Annotated in this window: 20 protein-coding genes; 4 read left to right on the forward strand and 16 right to left on the reverse strand. The window is 72.5% G+C overall.

The features are described from left to right. Positions 1-13 precede the first annotated feature (13 nt). The 9 genes from Dvina_RS14320 to Dvina_RS14360 form a co-directional block, all read right to left on the reverse strand. Entirely contained in the window at positions 14-1,393 is a 1,380-nt protein-coding gene (locus Dvina_RS14320; RefSeq protein ID WP_223102971.1) for a ricin-type beta-trefoil lectin domain protein, read from the reverse strand. 217 nt (positions 1,394-1,610) lie between these two features. Then, positions 1,611-3,200 (reverse strand): ABC transporter permease, encoded by a 1,590-nt coding sequence (locus Dvina_RS14325; RefSeq protein ID WP_223102972.1) that lies wholly within the window; start codon positions 3,198-3,200, stop codon positions 1,611-1,613. Next, the gene (locus Dvina_RS14330) at positions 3,197-4,096 is read right to left on the reverse strand and encodes an ABC transporter ATP-binding protein (RefSeq protein ID WP_223102973.1); all 900 of its coding nucleotides are present in this window, start codon (positions 4,094-4,096) and stop codon (positions 3,197-3,199) included. The genes Dvina_RS14325 and Dvina_RS14330 overlap by 4 nt, the downstream gene beginning before the upstream one ends. A 7-nt stretch (positions 4,097-4,103) precedes the next feature. Continuing rightward, positions 4,104-4,742, reverse strand: a complete 639-nt coding sequence (locus Dvina_RS14335) for a TetR/AcrR family transcriptional regulator (RefSeq protein WP_223102974.1) — start codon at positions 4,740-4,742, stop codon at positions 4,104-4,106. A gap of 77 nt (positions 4,743-4,819) precedes the next feature. Then, the gene (locus Dvina_RS14340; protein ID WP_223102975.1) at positions 4,820-5,506 is read right to left on the reverse strand and encodes a response regulator transcription factor; all 687 of its coding nucleotides are present in this window, start codon (positions 5,504-5,506) and stop codon (positions 4,820-4,822) included. 228 nt (positions 5,507-5,734) lie between these two features. Next, positions 5,735-6,382 carry a DUF6082 family protein gene (locus tag Dvina_RS14345; RefSeq protein ID WP_223102976.1) on the reverse strand — a complete coding sequence of 216 codons (648 nt, stop codon included), beginning with the start codon at positions 6,380-6,382 and terminating at the stop codon, positions 5,735-5,737. A gap of 90 nt (positions 6,383-6,472) precedes the next feature. Then, the gene (locus tag Dvina_RS14350) at positions 6,473-7,861 is read right to left on the reverse strand and encodes a hypothetical protein (protein WP_223102977.1); all 1,389 of its coding nucleotides are present in this window, start codon (positions 7,859-7,861) and stop codon (positions 6,473-6,475) included. Beyond that, positions 7,858-8,229, reverse strand: coding sequence for a hypothetical protein (locus tag Dvina_RS14355; protein WP_223102978.1), 372 nt, complete (start codon positions 8,227-8,229; stop codon positions 7,858-7,860). The genes Dvina_RS14350 and Dvina_RS14355 overlap by 4 nt, the downstream gene beginning before the upstream one ends. A 118-nt stretch (positions 8,230-8,347) precedes the next feature. Beyond that, positions 8,348-9,226 carry an NAD(P)H-binding protein gene (locus tag Dvina_RS14360; RefSeq protein WP_223102979.1) on the reverse strand — a complete coding sequence of 293 codons (879 nt, stop codon included), beginning with the start codon at positions 9,224-9,226 and terminating at the stop codon, positions 8,348-8,350. A 69-nt stretch (positions 9,227-9,295) separates the two neighbouring features. Here Dvina_RS14360 and Dvina_RS14365 point away from each other — a divergent pair, with 69 nt between their 5' ends. After that, positions 9,296-10,183 carry a LysR family transcriptional regulator gene (locus tag Dvina_RS14365; RefSeq protein ID WP_223102980.1) on the forward strand — a complete coding sequence of 296 codons (888 nt, stop codon included), beginning with the start codon at positions 9,296-9,298 and terminating at the stop codon, positions 10,181-10,183. On the opposite strand, the gene Dvina_RS14370 is transcribed toward Dvina_RS14365, so the two are convergent. Together Dvina_RS14370 and Dvina_RS14375 are read right to left on the reverse strand one after the other, a co-directional pair. Then, complete coding sequence (locus tag Dvina_RS14370) at positions 10,173-10,640, reverse strand: TolB family protein (RefSeq protein ID WP_223102981.1); 468 nt, start codon at positions 10,638-10,640, stop codon at positions 10,173-10,175. The genes Dvina_RS14365 and Dvina_RS14370 overlap by 11 nt on opposite strands. 120 nt (positions 10,641-10,760) lie before the next feature. Beyond that, complete coding sequence (locus Dvina_RS14375) at positions 10,761-11,600, reverse strand: LysR family transcriptional regulator (RefSeq protein WP_223102982.1); 840 nt, start codon at positions 11,598-11,600, stop codon at positions 10,761-10,763. A 75-nt stretch (positions 11,601-11,675) separates the two neighbouring features. Here Dvina_RS14375 and Dvina_RS14380 point away from each other — a divergent pair, with 75 nt between their 5' ends. Both Dvina_RS14380 and Dvina_RS55690 read left to right on the forward strand, forming a co-directional pair. Beyond that, complete coding sequence (locus tag Dvina_RS14380) at positions 11,676-12,383, forward strand: SDR family NAD(P)-dependent oxidoreductase (RefSeq protein ID WP_223102983.1); 708 nt, start codon at positions 11,676-11,678, stop codon at positions 12,381-12,383. Positions 12,384-12,493: 110 nt separating this feature from the next. Then, entirely contained in the window at positions 12,494-12,799 is a 306-nt protein-coding gene (locus Dvina_RS55690; protein WP_223102984.1) for a hypothetical protein, read from the forward strand. Between the two features lie 60 nt (positions 12,800-12,859). On the opposite strand, the gene Dvina_RS14390 is transcribed toward Dvina_RS55690, so the two are convergent. Both Dvina_RS14390 and Dvina_RS14395 read right to left on the reverse strand, forming a co-directional pair. Continuing rightward, the gene (locus tag Dvina_RS14390; RefSeq protein WP_246656211.1) at positions 12,860-13,843 is read right to left on the reverse strand and encodes a glycerophosphodiester phosphodiesterase family protein; all 984 of its coding nucleotides are present in this window, start codon (positions 13,841-13,843) and stop codon (positions 12,860-12,862) included. Positions 13,844-13,899: 56 nt separating this feature from the next. Then, on the reverse strand, positions 13,900-14,520 hold the full coding sequence (locus Dvina_RS14395) for a LuxR C-terminal-related transcriptional regulator (protein ID WP_246656212.1): 621 nt from the start codon (positions 14,518-14,520) through the stop codon (positions 13,900-13,902). Positions 14,521-14,539: 19 nt separating this feature from the next. Here Dvina_RS14395 and Dvina_RS14400 point away from each other — a divergent pair, with 19 nt between their 5' ends. Then, positions 14,540-15,634: a sensor histidine kinase gene (locus tag Dvina_RS14400; protein ID WP_246656213.1), complete on the forward strand. Its 1,095-nt coding sequence runs from the start codon at positions 14,540-14,542 to the stop codon at positions 15,632-15,634. Here Dvina_RS14400 and Dvina_RS14405 read toward each other — a convergent pair. From Dvina_RS14405 to Dvina_RS14415, 3 genes are read right to left on the reverse strand one after another with little or no spacing between them, the layout of a single operon-like run. Beyond that, positions 15,624-16,409 (reverse strand): PIG-L family deacetylase, encoded by a 786-nt coding sequence (locus tag Dvina_RS14405; RefSeq protein ID WP_223102988.1) that lies wholly within the window; start codon positions 16,407-16,409, stop codon positions 15,624-15,626. The genes Dvina_RS14400 and Dvina_RS14405 overlap by 11 nt on opposite strands. Next, positions 16,402-17,478: a glycosyltransferase family 4 protein gene (locus Dvina_RS14410; RefSeq protein ID WP_223102989.1), complete on the reverse strand. Its 1,077-nt coding sequence runs from the start codon at positions 17,476-17,478 to the stop codon at positions 16,402-16,404. The genes Dvina_RS14405 and Dvina_RS14410 overlap by 8 nt, the downstream gene beginning before the upstream one ends. After that, positions 17,469-18,476 carry a lysylphosphatidylglycerol synthase transmembrane domain-containing protein gene (locus Dvina_RS14415; protein WP_223102990.1) on the reverse strand — a complete coding sequence of 336 codons (1,008 nt, stop codon included), beginning with the start codon at positions 18,474-18,476 and terminating at the stop codon, positions 17,469-17,471. Before Dvina_RS14415 ends, Dvina_RS14410 begins: the two co-directional genes overlap by 10 nt. Positions 18,477-18,531 lie beyond the last annotated feature (55 nt).

Raw genomic sequence — 18,531 nt, forward strand, 5'->3', positions numbered from 1 at the left:
CTACCGGCCGGGGCTAGCCCGGCAGGGAGAACTTCTGCGCCGCGCTGCCGTTGCAGTCCCAGAGCTGCAGCTGCGTGCCCGCCGCGGTGCTGCCGTTCGGGTCGTCGAGGCACCGGTTGGACGCCGGGTTGTAGTAGGTGTTGTCGGTGCGGTGGATGAACACCTGCGCGCCTGTCGTGTTGCAGTCCCACAGCTGGATCTTCGTGCCGTTCGCGGTGCCGCCACCCGCGGCGTCGAGGCACTTGCCGAACGCCCGCAGCGTGCTGCCGGCCTCGACGTAGGTCCACTGCTGCGCGCCGGTGCCGTTGCAGGTGTAGATCTGCACCGGGGTGCCGTTCGCCGAGTTCGACGAGCGGACGTCAAGGCACAGGCCGCCCGGGCCCTTGACCGCCTTGCCGCTGGTGGGAGGCGGGGTGGTGCCGCCGCCGCCACCGCCGCCGGCCGTGTAGGCCGCGACGTAGTCGATGAGCATCGGCACGCCGGACACGGTGTTGCCGTTGGGGCCGCCGCCGAACGCGTCGGGGAAGCCGCCGCCGATGGCCACGTTCAGGATCATGAAGAACCCGTGGTGCGTGGCGTTGTTCCAGGTGGTCGCGTCGACCTGGTTGGCGTTGATGGTGAAGAAGTTGCTGCCGTCCAGGTAGAAGCGCAGCTGCTCGGGCGAGGTGCTGCGGTCCTGCTCCACCGCGTAGGTGTGGAAGCCGGTCTGGCACCCGCTACAGGCCCGCTCACCGCTGCCGATGCCCGTCGTCTCGTTGCACGGGCCGCCGGGGTTGGTGCCGCAGTGCAGCGTCGCGAACTCCGAGCTGCGGCCGTTGATGTCCTCGAGCATGTCGATCTCGCCGATGCCGGGCCAGCCGCTCGCCCCGGTGCCGCGCGCCGCCGCGCCCAGCGCCCAGAACGCGGGCCAGTAGCCGGCGCCGTTGGAGGTGTTGACGTTCGGCTGCTGGATGCGCGCCTCCATGCGCAGCTTGCCGCCGGCCGGGGCGGCCAGGTCGGTGCGCTGCGTCTCGATGCGGCCGCTCGTCCAGTTGCCGGCGCCGTCGCGGATCGGCTTGATGGCCAGGTTGCCGTTGCCGTCGTGGTACACGTTCGCCGTGCTGTTGGTCATGTTCTCGATCTCGCCGGTGCCCCAGTTGCCCGCGCCGCCGGGGTACCCGTGGCCGAGGTCGTAGAGCCAGTTGGCGGTGTTGACGCCGGTGCCGGCGGAGCCGGAGAAGTCGTCGGCGAAGACCTGGGTCCAGCCGGCCGGGGTGGGCGGCAGCGACGCCGACGCGTTCGGCTGCACCGCGAGGAACGTGGCGCCGGCCAGCATGGCGACGCCGGCCGACGCGAGCAGCGCGAGGCGGCCGCGGCGGGACTTGCGCTTTGTGGGCTTTTGTTCGTTCTCCACAGCGATTGTTGCCCTTCTCAAGATGGGGGCGGGGGCAGGGCAGACGTTGTGACCCTCACCTGATTGCTCAGGCGACACAGACCGGTCGTGGCGGACGCGGTCGGTCGGTGTCGGACGTGAGAGCGCTCTCAGCAGAGCATCGCCGACTGAAAATAATGTTGTCAATAGCAAGCGGGCCGGTGGAGTACCACCGGCCCGCTCGTGCCAAACCTCGCATTTACCCCACGGGCATATCCCGGCGCCGCAAACCCAGCAGCCCGACTGCGCCAAGTGCCAGCGCAACCACCGTGAGCCATACGACGGGCATCGCCGTGAACGCGGCGCCCGGCAGCTTCGGCACGTGGGCGAACGGGGCGGCGTCGACGACGTACTGGTTCAGCCCGAACAGCCCGCCCAGCTCGACGAGCAGCGCCGACACGATCAGCGCGGCCCACGTCAGCGTGGTCAGCTTCGGCAGCAGGCCGATCAGCGCGACGCCGACCCCGGCCAGGACCAGCGCGGCCGGCAGCTGCACCAGCGCCGCACCCAGCAGCCGGCCCGTCTGGCCGGCGACGTCGTGGACCTGGGCGCCGTACGACAGGCCGCCCGCCACCCCGGCCACGGCCAGCAGCAGGGCCGTGCCCACCACCGCGAAGACCAGGTGGCTCGCCGCCCAGCGGACCCGCCCGACCCGGGTGGCCAGGATCGACTCGACCCGCCCGGTGCTCTCCTCCTGCCGCAGCCGCAGCGTCGCCTGGATCGCGTACACGGCGACGAGCTGCCCGATGATCCCGTAGATCGCGCCGAGGAACGCGTCGGTCAGCCCGGCCGTCCCGCCCATCCGCGACAGGATGTCGGTGAGCTGCTGGTTGGGGGAGTCGAGGTTGCCGATGCCGACGGCCGCGCCGCCCATCACCGCGCCGCTCAGCGCGAGCGCGACGACCCAGCCCAGGAGCAGCCCGCGGTGCAGGCGCCAGGCCAGGCCCAGCGGGCTGCCGAGGGCGGGCGCGGCCGAGGCCGGTCCGGGCCGGTCCGGGAGCAGCCCGGCGCCCACGTCACGGCGATCGATAAGGGTGTACCCACCGACGCCGAACACCACCGCGAAGCCCACGAACAGCAGCGCGATCCACCAGCGCTCACCGGCGAACGGCCGCATGTGCAGCGCCCACCCGGTCGGCGACAGCCACGCCAACCAGCTCGGCCCGGTGTCGCCGACGGCCCGCAGGAGGTACGTGCCGCCGAGGACCGCCCCGGCGATGCCGCTGGCCGCGCGGGCGCTCTGGGTCAGCTGGGCGGTGAACGCCGCGATGGCCGCGAACAGCAGCCCGAACAGCGCGACGGCCAGCCCGAAGGCGAACGAGCCGGCCGGGTCGAGGCCCACACCCATGAGCCCCAGCGCGGCGAGCAGGCCGATGGTGACGTCGGCGATCGCGGTGACGGCGAGGGCGGCGGTCAGCGGCGCGTAGCGGCCGACGGTGGTGGCCCGCAGCAGCTCGAGGCGCCCGGTCTCCTCCTCGGTCCGGGTGTGCCGCACGACTGTCAGCATGCTCATGAGCCCGACCAGGATGAACTCGGTGATGCCGATCTTCCACGCGGTGAGCGCGCCGATGTTGAGCCCGAAGAGCGGACCGCTCATGGCGACGAGCGACGGGTTGGCCAGCACCCCGCTCACCGCCTGGAGGTCGGCCTGCGTGGGGTACAACTTCTGGTAGTTGGCGGCGGTCCCCATGGGCATCACGGCGAGCCCGAGGATCCAGATGGACAGCCGCACCCGGTCCAGCCGCAGGGCCAGCCGGGCCAGCGCCCGCGTCCCCTCCAGAGCGCTCATTTCGCGGCCCCCGAGCGGTCGTAGTGCCGCAGGAAGATCTCCTCGAGCGTCGGAGGCGTGCTCGTGAGGCCGCGCACGCCGATGGCGGTGAGCCTGCGCAGGACCGGGTCGAGCTCGGCGTTGTCGACGCTGAAGCGGATGGAGCCGTTCTGGGTCTGCAAATCGTGCACGCCGGCCAGCTCGCCCAGCCCGTCGACGGGCCCGGCCAGCTCGGCCTGGATCGACGTGCGGGTCAGGTGCCGCATGCTCGCCAGGGTCCCGGTCTCCACGGCCCGGCCGTCGCGGATGATCGTGACCCGGTCGCAGAGGGCCTCGACCTCGGCCAGGATGTGGCTGGACAGCAGCACCGTGCGGTCGCCGCGCCGCTGCTCCTCGCGGATGACCTGCCGGAAGACCTCTTCCATCAGCGGGTCGAGCCCGGAGGTCGGCTCGTCGAGCACGATCAGCTCGACGTCGGAGGCGAGCGCCGCCACCAGGGCGACCTTCTGCCGGTTGCCCTTCGAGTAGGTGCGCCCCTTCTTGGTCGGGTCGAGGTCGAAGCGCTCGAGGAGCTCCTTGCGGCGCGCGGGGTCCAGGCCGCCGCGGAGCCGGCCGAGCAGGTCGATGACCTCGCCGCCGGAGAGGTTCGGCCACAGCGTCACGTCGCCGGGCACGTACGCGAGCCGCCGGTGCAGCTGCGCCGCGTCCCGCCAGGGGTCGCCGTCGAGCAGTCGCGCGGAGCCGGAATCGGCCCGCAGCAGTCCGAGCAGCACCCGGATGGTCGTGGACTTCCCGGCCCCGTTGGGCCCCAGGAAGCCGTGTACCTCCCCCGTCTGCACGGACAGATCGAGCCCGTCGAGCGCACGGGTGCGCCCGAACGTTTTGACCAGTGCGTCGACGCGGATCGCCTCGGTCATGGCTGCCTCATTGCTCCTTCTGACTGGCTCGCAGTGCTTCCATCGCCCGGTGGGCGTCGGCGGCGAGCGCGGGATCGAGCATGGTGGTGGAGTAGAAGTCGACAAGGACCTCGACCATGCGCGTGTAGCCCTCGGTCTCGAACATGTCCTGGCCGAAGTTGCGCGACACGTGCTCGTGCATGGCGATCAACCCGGACTGCATGCCGATGAGCACTGTCGCGAAGCCGCGCTTGTCCTGGGTGATGCCGGGGGCGACCTTGTCGATCCACAGCTCGGCGATGCCGACCATGCGGTCGAACAGCTTGGCCGCGGCCGGCGAGCCGTCGAGCAGGGCCCGGGAGGTGTACCGGTACGTCAGCAGGACCGTCGGGTGCACGGAGGGCATGAACCCGGGGTTGGCCAGCTTGCCGTCGTTGAGGATCTCCTCCTTGATCCCCATCGCGCGGTCCAGGACGTACTCGTCGCAGACCTCGCGCAGCCCTTCCTTGGACCCGAAGTGGTGCCGGAGCAGCCCCGGCGACACCCCGGCGGCCTGCGCGATCTCCCGCACGGTGGTGCCCTCCGCGCCCTTCTCGGCGAAGAGCTTGATGGCGGCGTCCCGGATGCGGGCCCGGGCCGTGAGGTCCTCGAACGCCGGATCCGCCATCGCGACCACCCCTGTACATGCGTATAGCCGACTATCCGCTCCGATAGTCGACTATACGCGCGTATAGGCCGGGCGCATCAACCCCCTTGAGGGTCCAATCTGTAACCCGCGCCACGTACGGTCTTGATCGCCGTCTTGCCGTACGGATGATCGATCTTCTTGCGCAGGTAGCCGATGTAGACCTCGACGATGTTGGGATCACCGTCGAAGTGCGCGTCCCAGACGTTCTCGATGATCGCCGTGCGGCTCAGCACGTCCCCCGGATGCCGGAGCATGAACTCCAGCAGCGCGAACTCGCGCGCCGTCACCGAGATCTCGTCGGTGCCCCGGGTGACCCGCCGCTGCACCGGGTCGAGCCGCAGATCCCCGGCGCTGAGCACGACGGGCCGCTGCGGCGCCCCCCGCCGGATGAGCGCCCGCAGCCGCGCCACCAGCACGACGAACGAGAACGGCTTCGTCAGATAGTCGTCCGCGCCAAGATCAAAGGCATCGGCCTGGTCGTACTCGCCGTCCTTCGCGGTCAGCATGAGCACTGGAGTCCAGATCTCGCGCGCCCGCAACTGGCGGCACACCTCATACCCGGACAGCCCCGGCAGCATGATGTCGAGCATGATCGCGTCATAGGCCCCGTGCGGCGTCTCACTGGCCGCCCACAACCCGTCGACCCCGGTGTGCACGAGGTCGACAGTGAACCCCTCACCAGCCAGCCCGTCCCGAATCGTCTCAGCGAGGTTCACCTCGTCCTCGACCACCAGCACCCGCACGACCCCACCCCTTCGCCACCGCCCGGACACGCCAGGTTCACACCAGCATCCTGAACCAATCCTGAAGGCCCGGCCCCACACCCCCCGAAACACCACCCCGGCCACCGGCGACGTGCGCACGACCGGTCCGATGCGCAGCGGTGCCAGCGACGCACCCGCCCGCCGTGCTGGAGCAGCTGTCAGTCGATGCGCCCTGCCCGATGCGAAGCCGGACATTGCGTTGTCGGCCTAGGAGATCGCCTCTCGATATACCTCCTCGGCCAAGCCAAAAAATTCCGCCTCCGGGCCGTGCTCGGTAATTGCGACAAGACGCTTGGCCTTCGTGACCGACCAGTAGTCGCGAAATGCGGGGCTGGCGAAGAAATATCGAAGTTGGGCCCGGACGTCATCGTCGTCGTAGCGTCCGGCCCGGATGTTGAGCCAGACACCCTCCAGGATCAGCGTGCAGTACATGTGCTTGCCGCGCATGTCGTCGGAAACGCTGACGTCGCCGGTGGGCCAAACGGAGGCCAGCTGCGGGTGCCGAATGCCGATCTCAAGTAGGTTCATGTGGAACATCGATAAGCTCACGTCCACCTGACTGTGCAGGCTCGCTTGGACATGGTTGACCGCTGCTCGTTGTTGGCGGAGGTCTTCCTGTTGGGCCCGTAGATCCTCGCGCTGCGTCAAGACGGTGAACACGAGTAGCGCGAAGCCGGCCGTCGACGCCACCGCGGCCCAGATTCCGAACGCCTGGCCGATGTCGGCCCAGGCGCGGAGGGTGGAAGGCGCAACGACTTCGATGACGACACCGCCCACCGCCGTGCCGATGCACGGCATAGTGACCGACATTGCGGCAATGGCGATCCACCTGCGCGCGTGCCGCGCATTCGTCAAGCGGCCACGGAGGCTGAATGATGCCGGCTACCGGCCATCTTGAAACGGCCATGAATGAACGAAGCCGTCTGGCAAGATGTGCCGATACATTCACGTGCTCTGGTGATCGGCCGCTAGGAGGCTGGAGGCGGTGTCGGATTCTTCGGGTGGGGAATCGGCCGGGTGCGGCACCGCGGCCGACTGGTCGGCCGGGCGGTGCAAAGCGGTCACGGCCCAGCAGGCGGCGCTCGCGCAGGAGAGCATGACGACCGGGATGACGACGCGGTCGACCGAGGTGCTCAGGTGCCAGTGCAGGTCGTTCGGGGTGACGACGTAGATCAGGGTGAGGAAGCCCCAGTAGATGGCGGCCACCGCCCACAGCCACCCGTCGCCGCCCAGCCCGAGCTCGTGTCGCCGGCGGCGTAGGAGCAGCCAGCCCAGGACGGCCGCGGCGATGGCGAGCGGCACCATCCGCTCGACGCGGCCGGCCATCGTCGACAGGATCAGCGGCAGGCGGCCCCAGGTGTCGGCGTCGCCGTGCAGCAGGTCGCCGAACTTCCCGCCGGCCAGCACGTCCGTCTGCGCGCCCAGGAGCCGGGCCGTGAGCGACCACACCGCGGCGAACGCGACAGGCAGCCAGACCCAGCCGATCAGGCGACCCTGGCGGCGGTACCGCACCGTGGCCACCACGGCGAGCGCGACGACCATGCTCTGGCCCTCGTTCTTCATGAGCGCGGCCGCGGACAGCAGCACGAGCGTCAGCGGCAGCAGCGGGCCGAACGGCCGGCGGCCGAAGAGCAGCAGCACCGCCCCGGCCGTGAACGCGCCCGCGCACATGGCGTCGCTGAAGCCCGCGGTCGGCACCGCCCACAGTGGACTCCAGGCCGACAGGCCGACGGCGACCGCGGCCGGCCACGCGATCCAGGGCGACGCCTGCGCGGTGACGACCCGGACGGCGAAGACCGCGGCGGCGATGGCGGAGAACGTCACAAGGCCGGTGACGATCGCGGCCGGGTAGAAGTCCCGCGTGCCGAGGGTCTGCCACACCAGGGCCACGGGCGCGGAGGCGAACGGCGGGTAGTCGGGGTGGCTGAAGATGAGCGCCGGATTGCCTATCGAGTCCCGCGCGAACCCGCCGCCCTCAGCGAAGTACCCGGCGTGCAGCCACCAGATCAGGTGCGCGTCCCACAGGAGCGGCTGCTGGGCGATGGGCAGGAAGGGTGGCGCCAGCGGTACGGCCATCAGCAGGGCGTCGCGCCATGACCCGAGACGGGTCCGGCCGCGCCGGCTCCACGCGAGGTAGAGCGTGCCGAGGTACACGGGAAGGAGCCACAGCAGCATCGGGCCGCCGGTGGCCAGCATGAGCAGTACCGCCGACGTTGCCACCGCCGCTGCGGCGATCGGGGCGAGCACGAGCGCGAGGGGCCAGGAGCGGGTGAGCGCGAACGCGAGCGGCAGCCCGGCCGCCACGAGCACGACGGCCGTGAGCAGATTCGTCATCCGGCCACCACCTTGCGGGTGCTGACCCGGACGCCGTGCGGGGCGCGCTCGTCGAACGCCAGCCGCACCTCCAGGTCGGCGCTGTCGAGGACCACCGGGATGCCGTGCATCGTCGCCAGCTGCGTCAGCCGCATCCGCCACTCGGGCGTGACGTCGGCGAACACGACCCGGCTCCCGGTGGGCACCTGCCGGCCGAGCTCGTCCCCGATGTACTCCAGCTGCTCCCGGATCGGCGCGGCCGGCGCATAGGCATCGGTGAAGACGTCGCGCGCTCCCGTCCGCGCCGAGTACACGGCGGGCCGCATCGCCTGCAGGAGCGCGGCGGCACAGAGCGCCACGACGAGGAGGGGCAGCAATCGTCGGACCACGCTCAGTGACTCCCCACGGTGTTCGGGAACCCGACCACCTTAGACGACCCACCTCCGCGCCAGCCCGCCGCGCGGGCGAGCCCGCCCTCGGCACGAGAGCGGGCTCGCCCGGCGCGGGTCAGCCGGAGACGGCCGGCTTCAGCACGTCGGCGCACCACTGCCGAAACGTCGTGGGCGTTGTCGACGCGGGCGTGCGCACGACCCCGTTGTCGAGCCCGAGGTTCTTCGCCGCCGACATGTCGGCCATCGCCCGCACCATCGCCGCCGACATCCCCGGCCGCACCACCTCCAGCTCGGCCCCCGTCACCTGCCGGTACCGCACCTCGAACCCCAGCACCGACGACATCGTCTCGGCCATCTCGAGGTGCGTGACGTCCGCCGCCCCGAGCACCGGCACCTCCGCGAACCCCGTCCACGCGTCATCGAGCAGCCAGGTCGCGGCCACCGCGGCGATGTCCCGGGTGGCGACGAGCGGCGCGCGCAGGTCCGGGGTGATCGGGCCGGCGAACACCCCGTCCGATCGGATCGACGAGACCTGCCGCAGCGTGTTGTCCATGAACGACGGCATCGTCAGCGCGCGGTACGGCACCCCGGTCGCCGCGATCAGATCGTCCGCCTTCAGCGTCGCCGTCACGTGCCCCGCCCGGCCGGCCACCGGTGTCCCGCGGCCCAGGGCCGAAATGCCGACCACGCGGCCGACCTCATGCGCGGCGAACACGTCGATCGCCGCCCGCGCGAAACCCAGAAAGGCCGAGTCCACCGACGAAGCCTGCGGGTCCGCCGCGATCAGGAAGAAGACGGCGTCGGCCCCCGCGAACGCCTTGGGCACCACGGCCGGGTCGGCGTGTGAGCCCGTGACGACCTCGACGTTGGCGGCGACGTGCGGGGCCAGCCGGGCCGGGTCGCGCACGACGACGCGGATCGGGGAGCCGGTCTCGAGCAGGGCGTTGACCAGGTGACCGCCGATGTGGCCGGTCGGTGCGGTGACAACAATCATGAGCCAAGTCAACGGCCGGGCGGGCCGATGCTGAAGGACCGATCCCGTCTCGATTGATACCCTGGTGGTATGAGCGAGCTGGAGACGCGGCAGCTGCGATACTTCGTCGCCGTGGCCGAGGAGCGGCACTTCGGGCGGGCCGCCGAACGGCTCGGCATGGCCCAGCCGCCGCTGTCCCGGGCCGTCCGCGCGCTCGAACGGCAGCTCGGAGTACAACTGCTGGAGCGCACCACCCGCAGTGTCGCGCTGACCCCGGCGGGTGAGTCGTTGCTTGCCGACGCCCGCGTCGCGCTTGACGCCGTGGCCCGGGCCGAGCGGCGGGCGCGCCGGGCCGGGGAGCCGGTGCCGTCGCTGCGCCTGGCGCTCAAGGCCGACTACGACGCCGGGCTGCTGCCGAAGCTCCTCGACGCCTTCACGGCGCTGCCGGTCGAGCTGCTGCTCGGCGGGCGCGGCGAGCAGGTGGCGGCGCTGCACGACGGCCGGGCCGACGTGGCGCTGCTGCCGACCCCGTTCGACGGGCGCGGTCTGGACACCGAGCCGCTGCTCACCACGGCGTCGGTGGTGGCGCTGGCCGCGAGCGATCCACTGGCGGCGCGCACGAGTCTTCGCCTGGCCGATCTGACCGGCCGAAAGCTTCCCGGGGGTACTGCGGCCGAGCGCGGCCGGATGCAGCCGCACGCTTCGGGCCGCAGCTTCGACCTGTCGCAGATCTTCAACCTCATCGAGGTCGGCGAGGTCGTGTGGTTCCTGCCGGAGTTCGTCGCCGAGCGGTTTCCGCGCCCGGGGCTGGCGTACCGGCCGATCGAGGGCGTCGAGCCCGTGACCCTCGCCGTGGCCTGGCCGGCCGAGTCGCGCTCGCCGGCGGTGGCGGCGTTCGTCCGGGCCGCGAAGGCGGTCGCCGAGGCGGCGTCGCGGACCGGCGGGGAGTACGAGTCCGCTCGGTTGGTCAGCCCATGATGTAGCCGACGAGCGGGGCTTCCTCGGTGACGCAGGCCGCCGGGGCGACGACCTCGGAGGCGGCGCCGCCGTCGACGCCGGTGCGGAACGTGCCCGGGGCGCCGGTGCAGGAGATCGCGGTGTAGGTGACGCGCACGCCGCTCGCGTCCCACGCCGGGGCGCTGCCGGTGCGGTCGCTTACCTGGTGCTGCTGCGAGCCGTCGAGGTTCATGACCCACACGGTGTCGTTGTGCACGTAGGCGATCTGGGTGGCGTCCGGGGACAGGACCGGCTGCTTGCTGACCTCGTCCTGGGTGAGGCGGGTGGCGTGGCCGGCCTGCTTGACGTAGACGGCGCCGTGGCTGGCGTAGACGGTGGGGGTGGTGCCCGCGGAAGCGGCGGTGGCCCCGGCGAGCGCGGCGGTCGCGGCGGCGAAACCGGCGACGATAAGCGTGCGCGTGACGAAGTTGCGGTTCATCCCTGCCCCCTGGTGTTCTGTCTCGTCCGTGTGACGCTGAGACCATCGGCGCAACCGGGCGGCACCTGAACGAAACCCGCGACGAACCCGTGTGACGAATCGCGGCGTCACAGCGCGGCGCTACAACCGGGTGGCCGCCCGCACCAGCCCGGCCACCGCGCGCGAGTGGCTGTGCGGCGGCCACGCGATGAGCGTCGTGATGGTCGGGGCGTCGAGCAGCGGCACGGCCACCAGGTCCCGGCGCAGGTGGACGCCGGCCGACTCCGCCACGACGGCGCAGGTGCGCCCGAGCGCGATCAGCTCCAGCAGCTGCGAGTGCTCCCGGATCTCCGGGCCCGGCCCCGGCGGATACCTGCCGTCCCGCTGCGGCCAGCGGGGCAGTGGCAGGTCGGGCAGGTCGGCGACCTCGGCCATCAGCAGGTGCGGCCGGACCGTCAGCGGGTGCCCGGCCGGCAGGATCACGACCTGCCGCTCGGTGGTGAGCTCCTCGGTGTCCAGCCCGGCCGGCGAGTCGTAGGGCAGGTGCAGCAGCGCCACGTCCGCCCGCCCGTCGCGCAGCCACTTCTCCTGCTCGCCGATGCCGCACAGCTGCACGTCGACGGCGACCGCACCGGGCTCGGCCGCGTAGGCGGCAAGGAGCTTGGCCAGCAGCTCCCCGGACGCTCCCGCCTTGGTGGCCAGCACGAGCCGCGAGCGGCCGGCCGCGGCCCGCCGGGTCCGCCGCCCGGCCGCCTCGACCGCGTCCAGCGCCGCCCGCGCCTCCCGCAGCAGCACGTGCCCGGCGTCGGTCAGCCCCACGGTCCGGCTGGTCCGCTCCAGCAGCGCGACGCCGAGGCGCCGCTCCAGCCGGCTGATGGCGCGCGACAGCGGCGGCTGCGCGATCCCGAGCCGCTGGGCGGCCCGGCCGAAGTGCAGCTCCTCGGCGACGGCCACGAAGTACCGCAGCTCCCGTGTCTCCATATCGATACCGTCAGGGTATCGCTGCCCACCCGGACGGTGTTGCCGCCCGCTCCGCCCGGCGACCAGGATCGAACCATGAGCGAACCGAACGTGGCGCTGGTGACCGGCGCGAACAAGGGCATCGGATACGAGATCGCCGTCGGCCTGGGCCGGCAGGGCTTCCGCGTCGGCGTGGGCGCCCGCGACGACGCCCGCCGCGACGCGGCGGTCAAGACGCTGCTGGAGAAGGGCATCGACGCATTCGGTGTACCGCTCGACGTCACCTCCGACGCCAGTGTCACGGCCGCCGCGGCCGACCTCACCCGGCTGGACGTGCTCGTCAACAACGCCGGCATCACCGGCAGCATGCCCCAGCACCCGACAGCCGTCGACCTGGACACCATCCGCACCGCCGTGGAGACGAACGTCCTGGGCGTCATCCGCGTCACGAACGCGATGCTGCCCCTGCTGCGCCGCTCCCCGTCCCCGCGCATCGTGAACATGTCGAGCACCGTCGGCTCCCTGACCCGCCAGTCCGAGGGCGACCAGGGCCCGATCTCCGCCGCCTACGCTCCGTCGAAGACCTTCCTGAACGCCGTCACCGTGCAGTACGCGAAGGAGTTCCGCGGCACGAACATCCTCATCAACGCCGCCTGCCCCGGCTACTGCGCCACCGACCTCAACGGCTTCCGCGGCCACCGCACCCCCGAACAGGGCGCCGCCGTCGCCATCCACCTCGCCACCCTCCCCGACGACGGCCCGACCGGCAGCTTCTTCGACGACGAGGGCGTCATCCCCTGGTAGGGGGACTGTCAGAAACGGCTCCGGCGCAGAAACGGTGGTGCCGGTCGATCGAGGTCGATAGCTGGGCGGAACGCTGACGGCGGTGCGATCCTGCTTGGGTCGCAGCGCTGTTGCCGGAGCTGTCGTCGCTGCTCATCGATGAGGTGGCCGAGCAGGGCCGGGTGGTGTCGGTGCCTGTGTCTGTGTCGGCGAGGACGCGCGTCCGCTACCTCAACCAGGGCCGCGCCGATGCCGTACGCAAGCCGCCGCCACCACGCCGGCTGCGCATAGACCTGCCCGCCGTGGTTGCCGGCCTGACGCAGGCCTACAGTAACGGCCCGTTCGAAAGTGCCAACACCAAGGTCAAATTCTTGAAACGCCAGATGTACGGCCGAGCCGGCTTCGCCCTGATACGCCAACGAATCCCGCTCGCATGAGACCGACCGGCACCACCGTTTCTGCGCCAGAGCCGTTTCCCTACAGTCCCTGGTACGGCGCTACCGGGTCAGGAGCGGGGCTATGACGTCGACTCGGTTGGTCCAGATGGCGCCGGTCCAGCCCTTCGGGAGCGTGGCGAGGTCGGCGGGGGTGTCGAAGCCGGCGGACCAGTCGCCCACGTAGCGGACCAGGACCACGCGGGTGTCGGCCTCGCGCATGCGGGCCACGAAGCGGTTCGGCCAGCCCCAGAGCCACTTGCCGTATTCGATGGGCACGATCAGCTCGCGGTGGCGGCAGTCGGAGGGGACGTGGCCGGTCCAGCCTTCCCCGAAGTACCGGAGCAGGCATCGCTTGATGATGGCCTTCGACGACGTGCGGACCTGGGGGAGGCGGTCCGCGACGGCCGCCACCGCCTGGTCGCCGCCGGTGACCGTGACCGCGGCGAGGCGGTCCGGGGGAAGGGTCTGCAGGAACGCGGCGACGGCCGCGCCCTCGGCGGGGGTGTCGTGCTTCAGGTCGAGCTTCAGCTCGCGGCCGGGCAGTGCGGCGAAGACCTCGGGGACTGTCGGGAGCAGGCCGACGCCCTTGCCGCGCAGGGGATGGCTCGCCCCGCCGTCGGCCGTGTAGCCGTAGCCGAGGTCGAGGGCGCGCAGCTCGTCGAGGGTGTGCTCGGCGACGGTGCCCACGCCGTCGGTGCGGCAGTCGAGGGTGGCGTCGTGGAACACCGCGAGCCGGCCGTCGCGGGTCAGCTGGACGTCGATCTCGGCGGCGTCGGCCCCGGCCGCGAACGCCGCCTGCAGTGACGGCACGGTGTTTTCCAGGAACGACACCTGCGGCGGGTGGATGCGGGTCGCCGTGCACGTGTCAGCGGCCACGCCCTGCAGGTCGAACGTCTGGGCCAGCCCGCGGTGGGCGAGCAGGAACGGCCGCCGCCCGGCCTCGGGCCCGGCCAGGGTGGAGCTGTTGCCGAGGTACAGCGCCAGGCCCGCCAGCACCAGCACGGCCAGAGTGATGACGAACCCACGTCGCCGGAAAATCCGCACGACAGCAGCCTTCCAGCGCCGGTCCGGGGCGGAAACCGCCCAAAGACGCAGCACGTCTAATACTTAAGTCCCTGGGCGAGCAGCGCCGCCTGCGTGCGGCTGGCGACGTCCAGCTTTCCCAGGACGTTGCTCACGTGGGTCTTCACCGTCCGCTCGGCCACGTCCAGGGCGCGGGCGATCTCCCGGTTGCTCAAGCCCTCGCCGAGCAGCCGCAGCACCTCGCGCTCGCGAGCCGTGAGCGCCTGCAGGTCGGGGCCGGTCGGAGGCGTCGAGGGCCGCGGCCACAGCAGCTCTGCCGCGGACGCGCTCAGCGGCCGGAGCCCGGCGTGGGCCCCGCGCACGGCGGCCGCCAGCTCCGCGCCCGTGGCGTCCTTGAGCACGAAGCCGTCCGCCCCGGCCGCCAGGGCGCGCTGGACGTCCGCCGCGCTGCCGACGGTGGTCAGCATCAGGACCCGGCCGGTGTACCCGCGCGCCCGCAGTGCGCGCAGCACCGCGACCCCGTCGGCGCCGGGGAGGTACAGGTCCAGGAGAATGACGTCGGCGTCGACCGGTGTGGCCAGCAGCGCCTCGCCGTCGCCGAACCCGGCGACCACCGACACGCCGGGCTCGCTGCCCAGGATCAGGCTCAGCCCTTCCCGCACGAGGGCCTGGTCGTCGACGATGGCGAGCCGGATCACCGCCCGATCGTATGCGGAGGTGCAGGTGCAGGTGCGCGGACACTGGCGCCCGGCGCTCGACGCCGTGCTGTTCGCCCTGGTGGCCGTGCTCTTCGCGCTCTCCGGCACGGCGATCTCGGTGCCGCTGGCCGTCGCCCAGGTCCTGCCCCTGCTCGTGCGCCGGCGATACCCGGGGGCGGCCCTCGCCGTGATCGCCGTCGCCACGTCGGCCCACTCGCTGCTCGGCATGGCCCGCGCGGTCGGATACCTGCCGGTCGCCCTGGCCGTCTACAGCGCCGCCACCCATCGATCGCCGTGGGTGCGGTGGGTCGCCTGCGGCGGGGCCGTCGTGCTCGTCACGGTGACTGGCGCGATCCGCCACGGGCCGGTCGAGGGCGGTCTGCTGGCCGCGGTCGCGCTGATCGTCACCTGGCTGGCCGGAGCGGAGCGGGCGGTGATCGCCCAGCTGCGCCTCGAGCGCCACCTGGCCGACCAGGCCGCGGCCACCGCCCGGTCCCGCGAGCGGCTGGCCCGCCGCCTGCACGACAGCCTGGCTCACACCATGACGGTCATGCTGGTGCAGGGCGAGGCCCTGCGTGCGACGGCCCGGCTGACCACCGAGGACGAAGAGCGTCTGGCATTGGTACTCCAGGCCGGCCGGACCGCGCTCGCCGACGTCCGCCTGGCTTTGGCCGAGGAGACGCAGCGCGATGCCGCCGCGGCGCTGGATGGCCGCCTGGCCGCCCTGCGCGAGGCGGGGCTGCGGGCCGCGGACCCACCCGGCCTCGACGCGCTGCCGCCCGCCGCCCGCGAGGTGGCGTACCGCCTGCTCGGCGAGGCCGCCACCAACGCCCTGCGCCACGACGGCCCCGGCACCCGCCTGACCGCCGAGCTGATCCGGGCGGCCGAGCGCACGTCGCTTCGCGTGACGAGCACGCCACGCACCGGCCACCCCCGCCCGGCCGGTCGGACGCCGGCGGGCGGCTTCGGCCTGAGCAGCCTCGCCGACGACGTCACAGCGATCGGCGGCACCCTGACCTACGGCCCGGCCGGCGGGTCCTGGACCGTGCGCGCCGACTTCCCCACGCCCGGCCCGCCGCACCCGGCCGAGCCAGCGGGCGGGCCTACACCCTGACGGTCGCGAAGATGTCGTCGCCGGGGCGGGCGCCGGGCGTGCGGGCGGCCTCGACGAACCACTCGCGGCCGCAGACGGCGCGGAACAGCGGGCCCGGCAAGTGCGACAGCAGCGCCAGGGTGCGGACCCCGGAGCCGCCCTCGGCCTGGGAGGCGTGCGCGCGCATCGCGGCGCGTTTCTGCCCGGCGTAGGCGCGGACGTCCACGGCGTGTGTGATGGCGGCGCGGGCGGTGAAGACGCGGGTCGGGTCCCCGAACGGGAGGCTCGGCAGGAAGCGGCCGGCCAGCCGTAGCGGCGTCAGCACCATCCGTAGTGACGAGCGGTCGACGGTGGCCTCCAGCAGGGGGGTGCCGGTCAGCTCGGCCGCGGCCCGGGCCACGCGGTGGACCTGGAGGTGGTCCGGGTGGCCATAGCCGCCGTTCGCGTCGTAGCCGGTCAGGATGTCGGCCCGCTCCTCGCGCACGATGGCGGCCAGGCGCGCGGCGGCCTCCGGGACGGGGACGGCGCTGAAGCCGCCCGTCGCGTCGAGGCCCGAGTCGGGGTAACCGAGCGTCTCCACCCGGGCACAGCCGAGCGCCTCCGCGGCCGCCAGGAGCTCCGCGTGCCGGCGGGTGCCGAGCCCCTCGCCGGAGGCGGCCAGGCCGGCCTCGCCGAGGGTGGCGGTGACGAGCACGACACGGTGGCCCTCGGCGGCGGCGCGGGCCAGGGTGCCGCCGGTCAGCAGGGTCTCGTCGTCGGGGTGGGCGTGGAAGGCGACGACCGTGTACTCAGGCATGCGCGAACGCGCGCTCGTACAGCGCGTCCGCCGTGTCGAGCACTGTCTCCCAGCGGACGCACGGCGCGACCGCGCGGTTGTGCTCGGCCACCGCCGCCGCCCGCGCCGGGTCGTCGAGGAGCGAGGCCAGGGTGTTCTGCAGCTCGGCGTCGGAGTGCACCAGCCAGCCCTCGAGGCCGTGGCGGATGAAGTCGGCGACGCCGCTGCCGGCCCGGGCCACGACCGGCAGGCCGGCGCTGCGGGCTTCGAGGGCGGCGATGCCGAAGGACTCTCGCGGGGCCGGGGCGATGTACACGTCCGCCGAAGCCAGCAGCGCCCGGATCGCGGTGCGGTCGAGGGCGCCGGTGAACGTGATCTCCGGCGTTGCCGCCCGGCGCAGGCCCGGCAGCAGCGGCCCGTCGCCGACGAGGACGGCCCGGAACCGGCCCGGGTACGCGTCGTGCAGCGCCTGCAGCGTGCGCAGCAGCGTCCGCGGCCGTTTCCGGCGGACCATGCGCATGACGCTGATGAAGGTGGGGATCGGGGCGGCGGTGCGCGGCAGCAGCCAGGCGGCCGGGTCGATGCCGTTGGGCAGGACCGACACGTGGGTGCCGTCAAGCGCCGTGCGGACCGCCGAGGCGGCCGCGCTGGAGACGGCCGCCCACTGCACGGGCCAGCTGCCGGCGTCCATGACCCGGGCGAAGCGGCGGACCAGCGGCAGGATGTCGTGCCACATCGAGTGCACGGACACGACTGTCGGCAGCCCGGTGGTGGCCGAGGCGCGGGCCGCGGTCCAGGCCAGGGGCGAGAACGCCGAGACGTGGGCGTGGACCGCGTCGATGCGGTGCGTCCGCAGCAGGTCACTGAGCGCGGGGGTGCCGAGGCGGCGGTACGGGCCGGCGCCGAGGCCGGAGATCCGCACGACGGGGACACCCTCGGTGGCCGGGGCGGCCGGCCACGACGGGGCGGTGGTCGTCAGGACCATCGTCTCGTGACGTCCGGCGTGCTGGCGGGTGGCCAGGTCGTGCACCTGGAGTTCGACGCCGCCGAGCCGGGGGAGGTAGACGTCGGTGACATGGGCTATGCGCATTGGGCGGGGGGTCTCCTGAAGAGCAGCCACAGGGCCGTGGCCATGGCGCCGACGGGGATCTCGGCGGCGAAGACGAACGCGCGGTACAGCAGGACGCCGGCCAGCGCGCCGGTGGGGTCGGCGCCCAGGGCGATCAGGATCGCGATGGTGCCCGCCTCGACCACGCCCGCACCGCCGGGGGTGATGGCGGCGAGGGTCAGGAGGCGCTCTGCGACCAGCCCGGCGAGGATGATCGGCCACGGGAGGTACACATGGATAGCAACGAAACTGAGCCAGAGTAGGGCACCCTGGAGCACCCAGTAGCCTGTCATCCCCCAGCTCAGCTCCCGCCAACGGCGCCGGACGAGGCTGTCGGTGCCGTCCAGCAGGTCGGTCGTCGCGGCCGTCCAGCCCGGCTGCGCCTTCGGGCGGATGCGGGTCCAGACCCGCTCACACCACGCGACCAGGCGCAGCAGGGGACCGGCCCGGCCGAGCAGGGCGGCGGTGACCAGGACCCCCGAGACGAAACAGATCACGGAGCATAGCAGCCAGAGCAGCATGTGGCCGCCCGGCGTCAGGTCGGCTACGAGCAGTACTCCCAGCGTCACCAACGGCATGAAAAGCTTGGCGATCAGGTCCCACGCCTTGGAGACCACGACGAAGCGGGCGAACTCCAGGCCCGTGTGCCCCCAGCCGCGGACCATGCCGAGGTTGAGCGCGGTGCCGGCCACCCCGCCCAGCGGCAGGACGTTGGAGACCGCGCTGCCGGAGAGGTTGAGCGTCAGCGCGCGGCGGTGGCTGAGCCCGGGCAGTGACGCGGTGAGCACGGAGGTGTGGACCACCAGGCCGAGCAGCCACACGACACCCAGCAGCAGCGGCCAGCGCCAGCCGAGATTGGCGATCATCCGCCACGCCTGCGACCACGATGCTCCGACGGCGTGCAGATGCACGGCCGACCAGGCGACCAGCCCGACCGCCCCCACGAGCAGCGCAATCCGGCGCGGCGCCTTCACCGCCATGCGGTCCTCCCCCGTGCGACCATCTTCGAGTCGCTCAAGGTCGCAGACGGAAGCT

Origin of the sequence: Dactylosporangium vinaceum (assembly GCF_019904175.1) — a bacterium.
Taxonomy (GTDB): domain Bacteria; phylum Actinomycetota; class Actinomycetes; order Mycobacteriales; family Micromonosporaceae; genus Dactylosporangium; species Dactylosporangium vinaceum.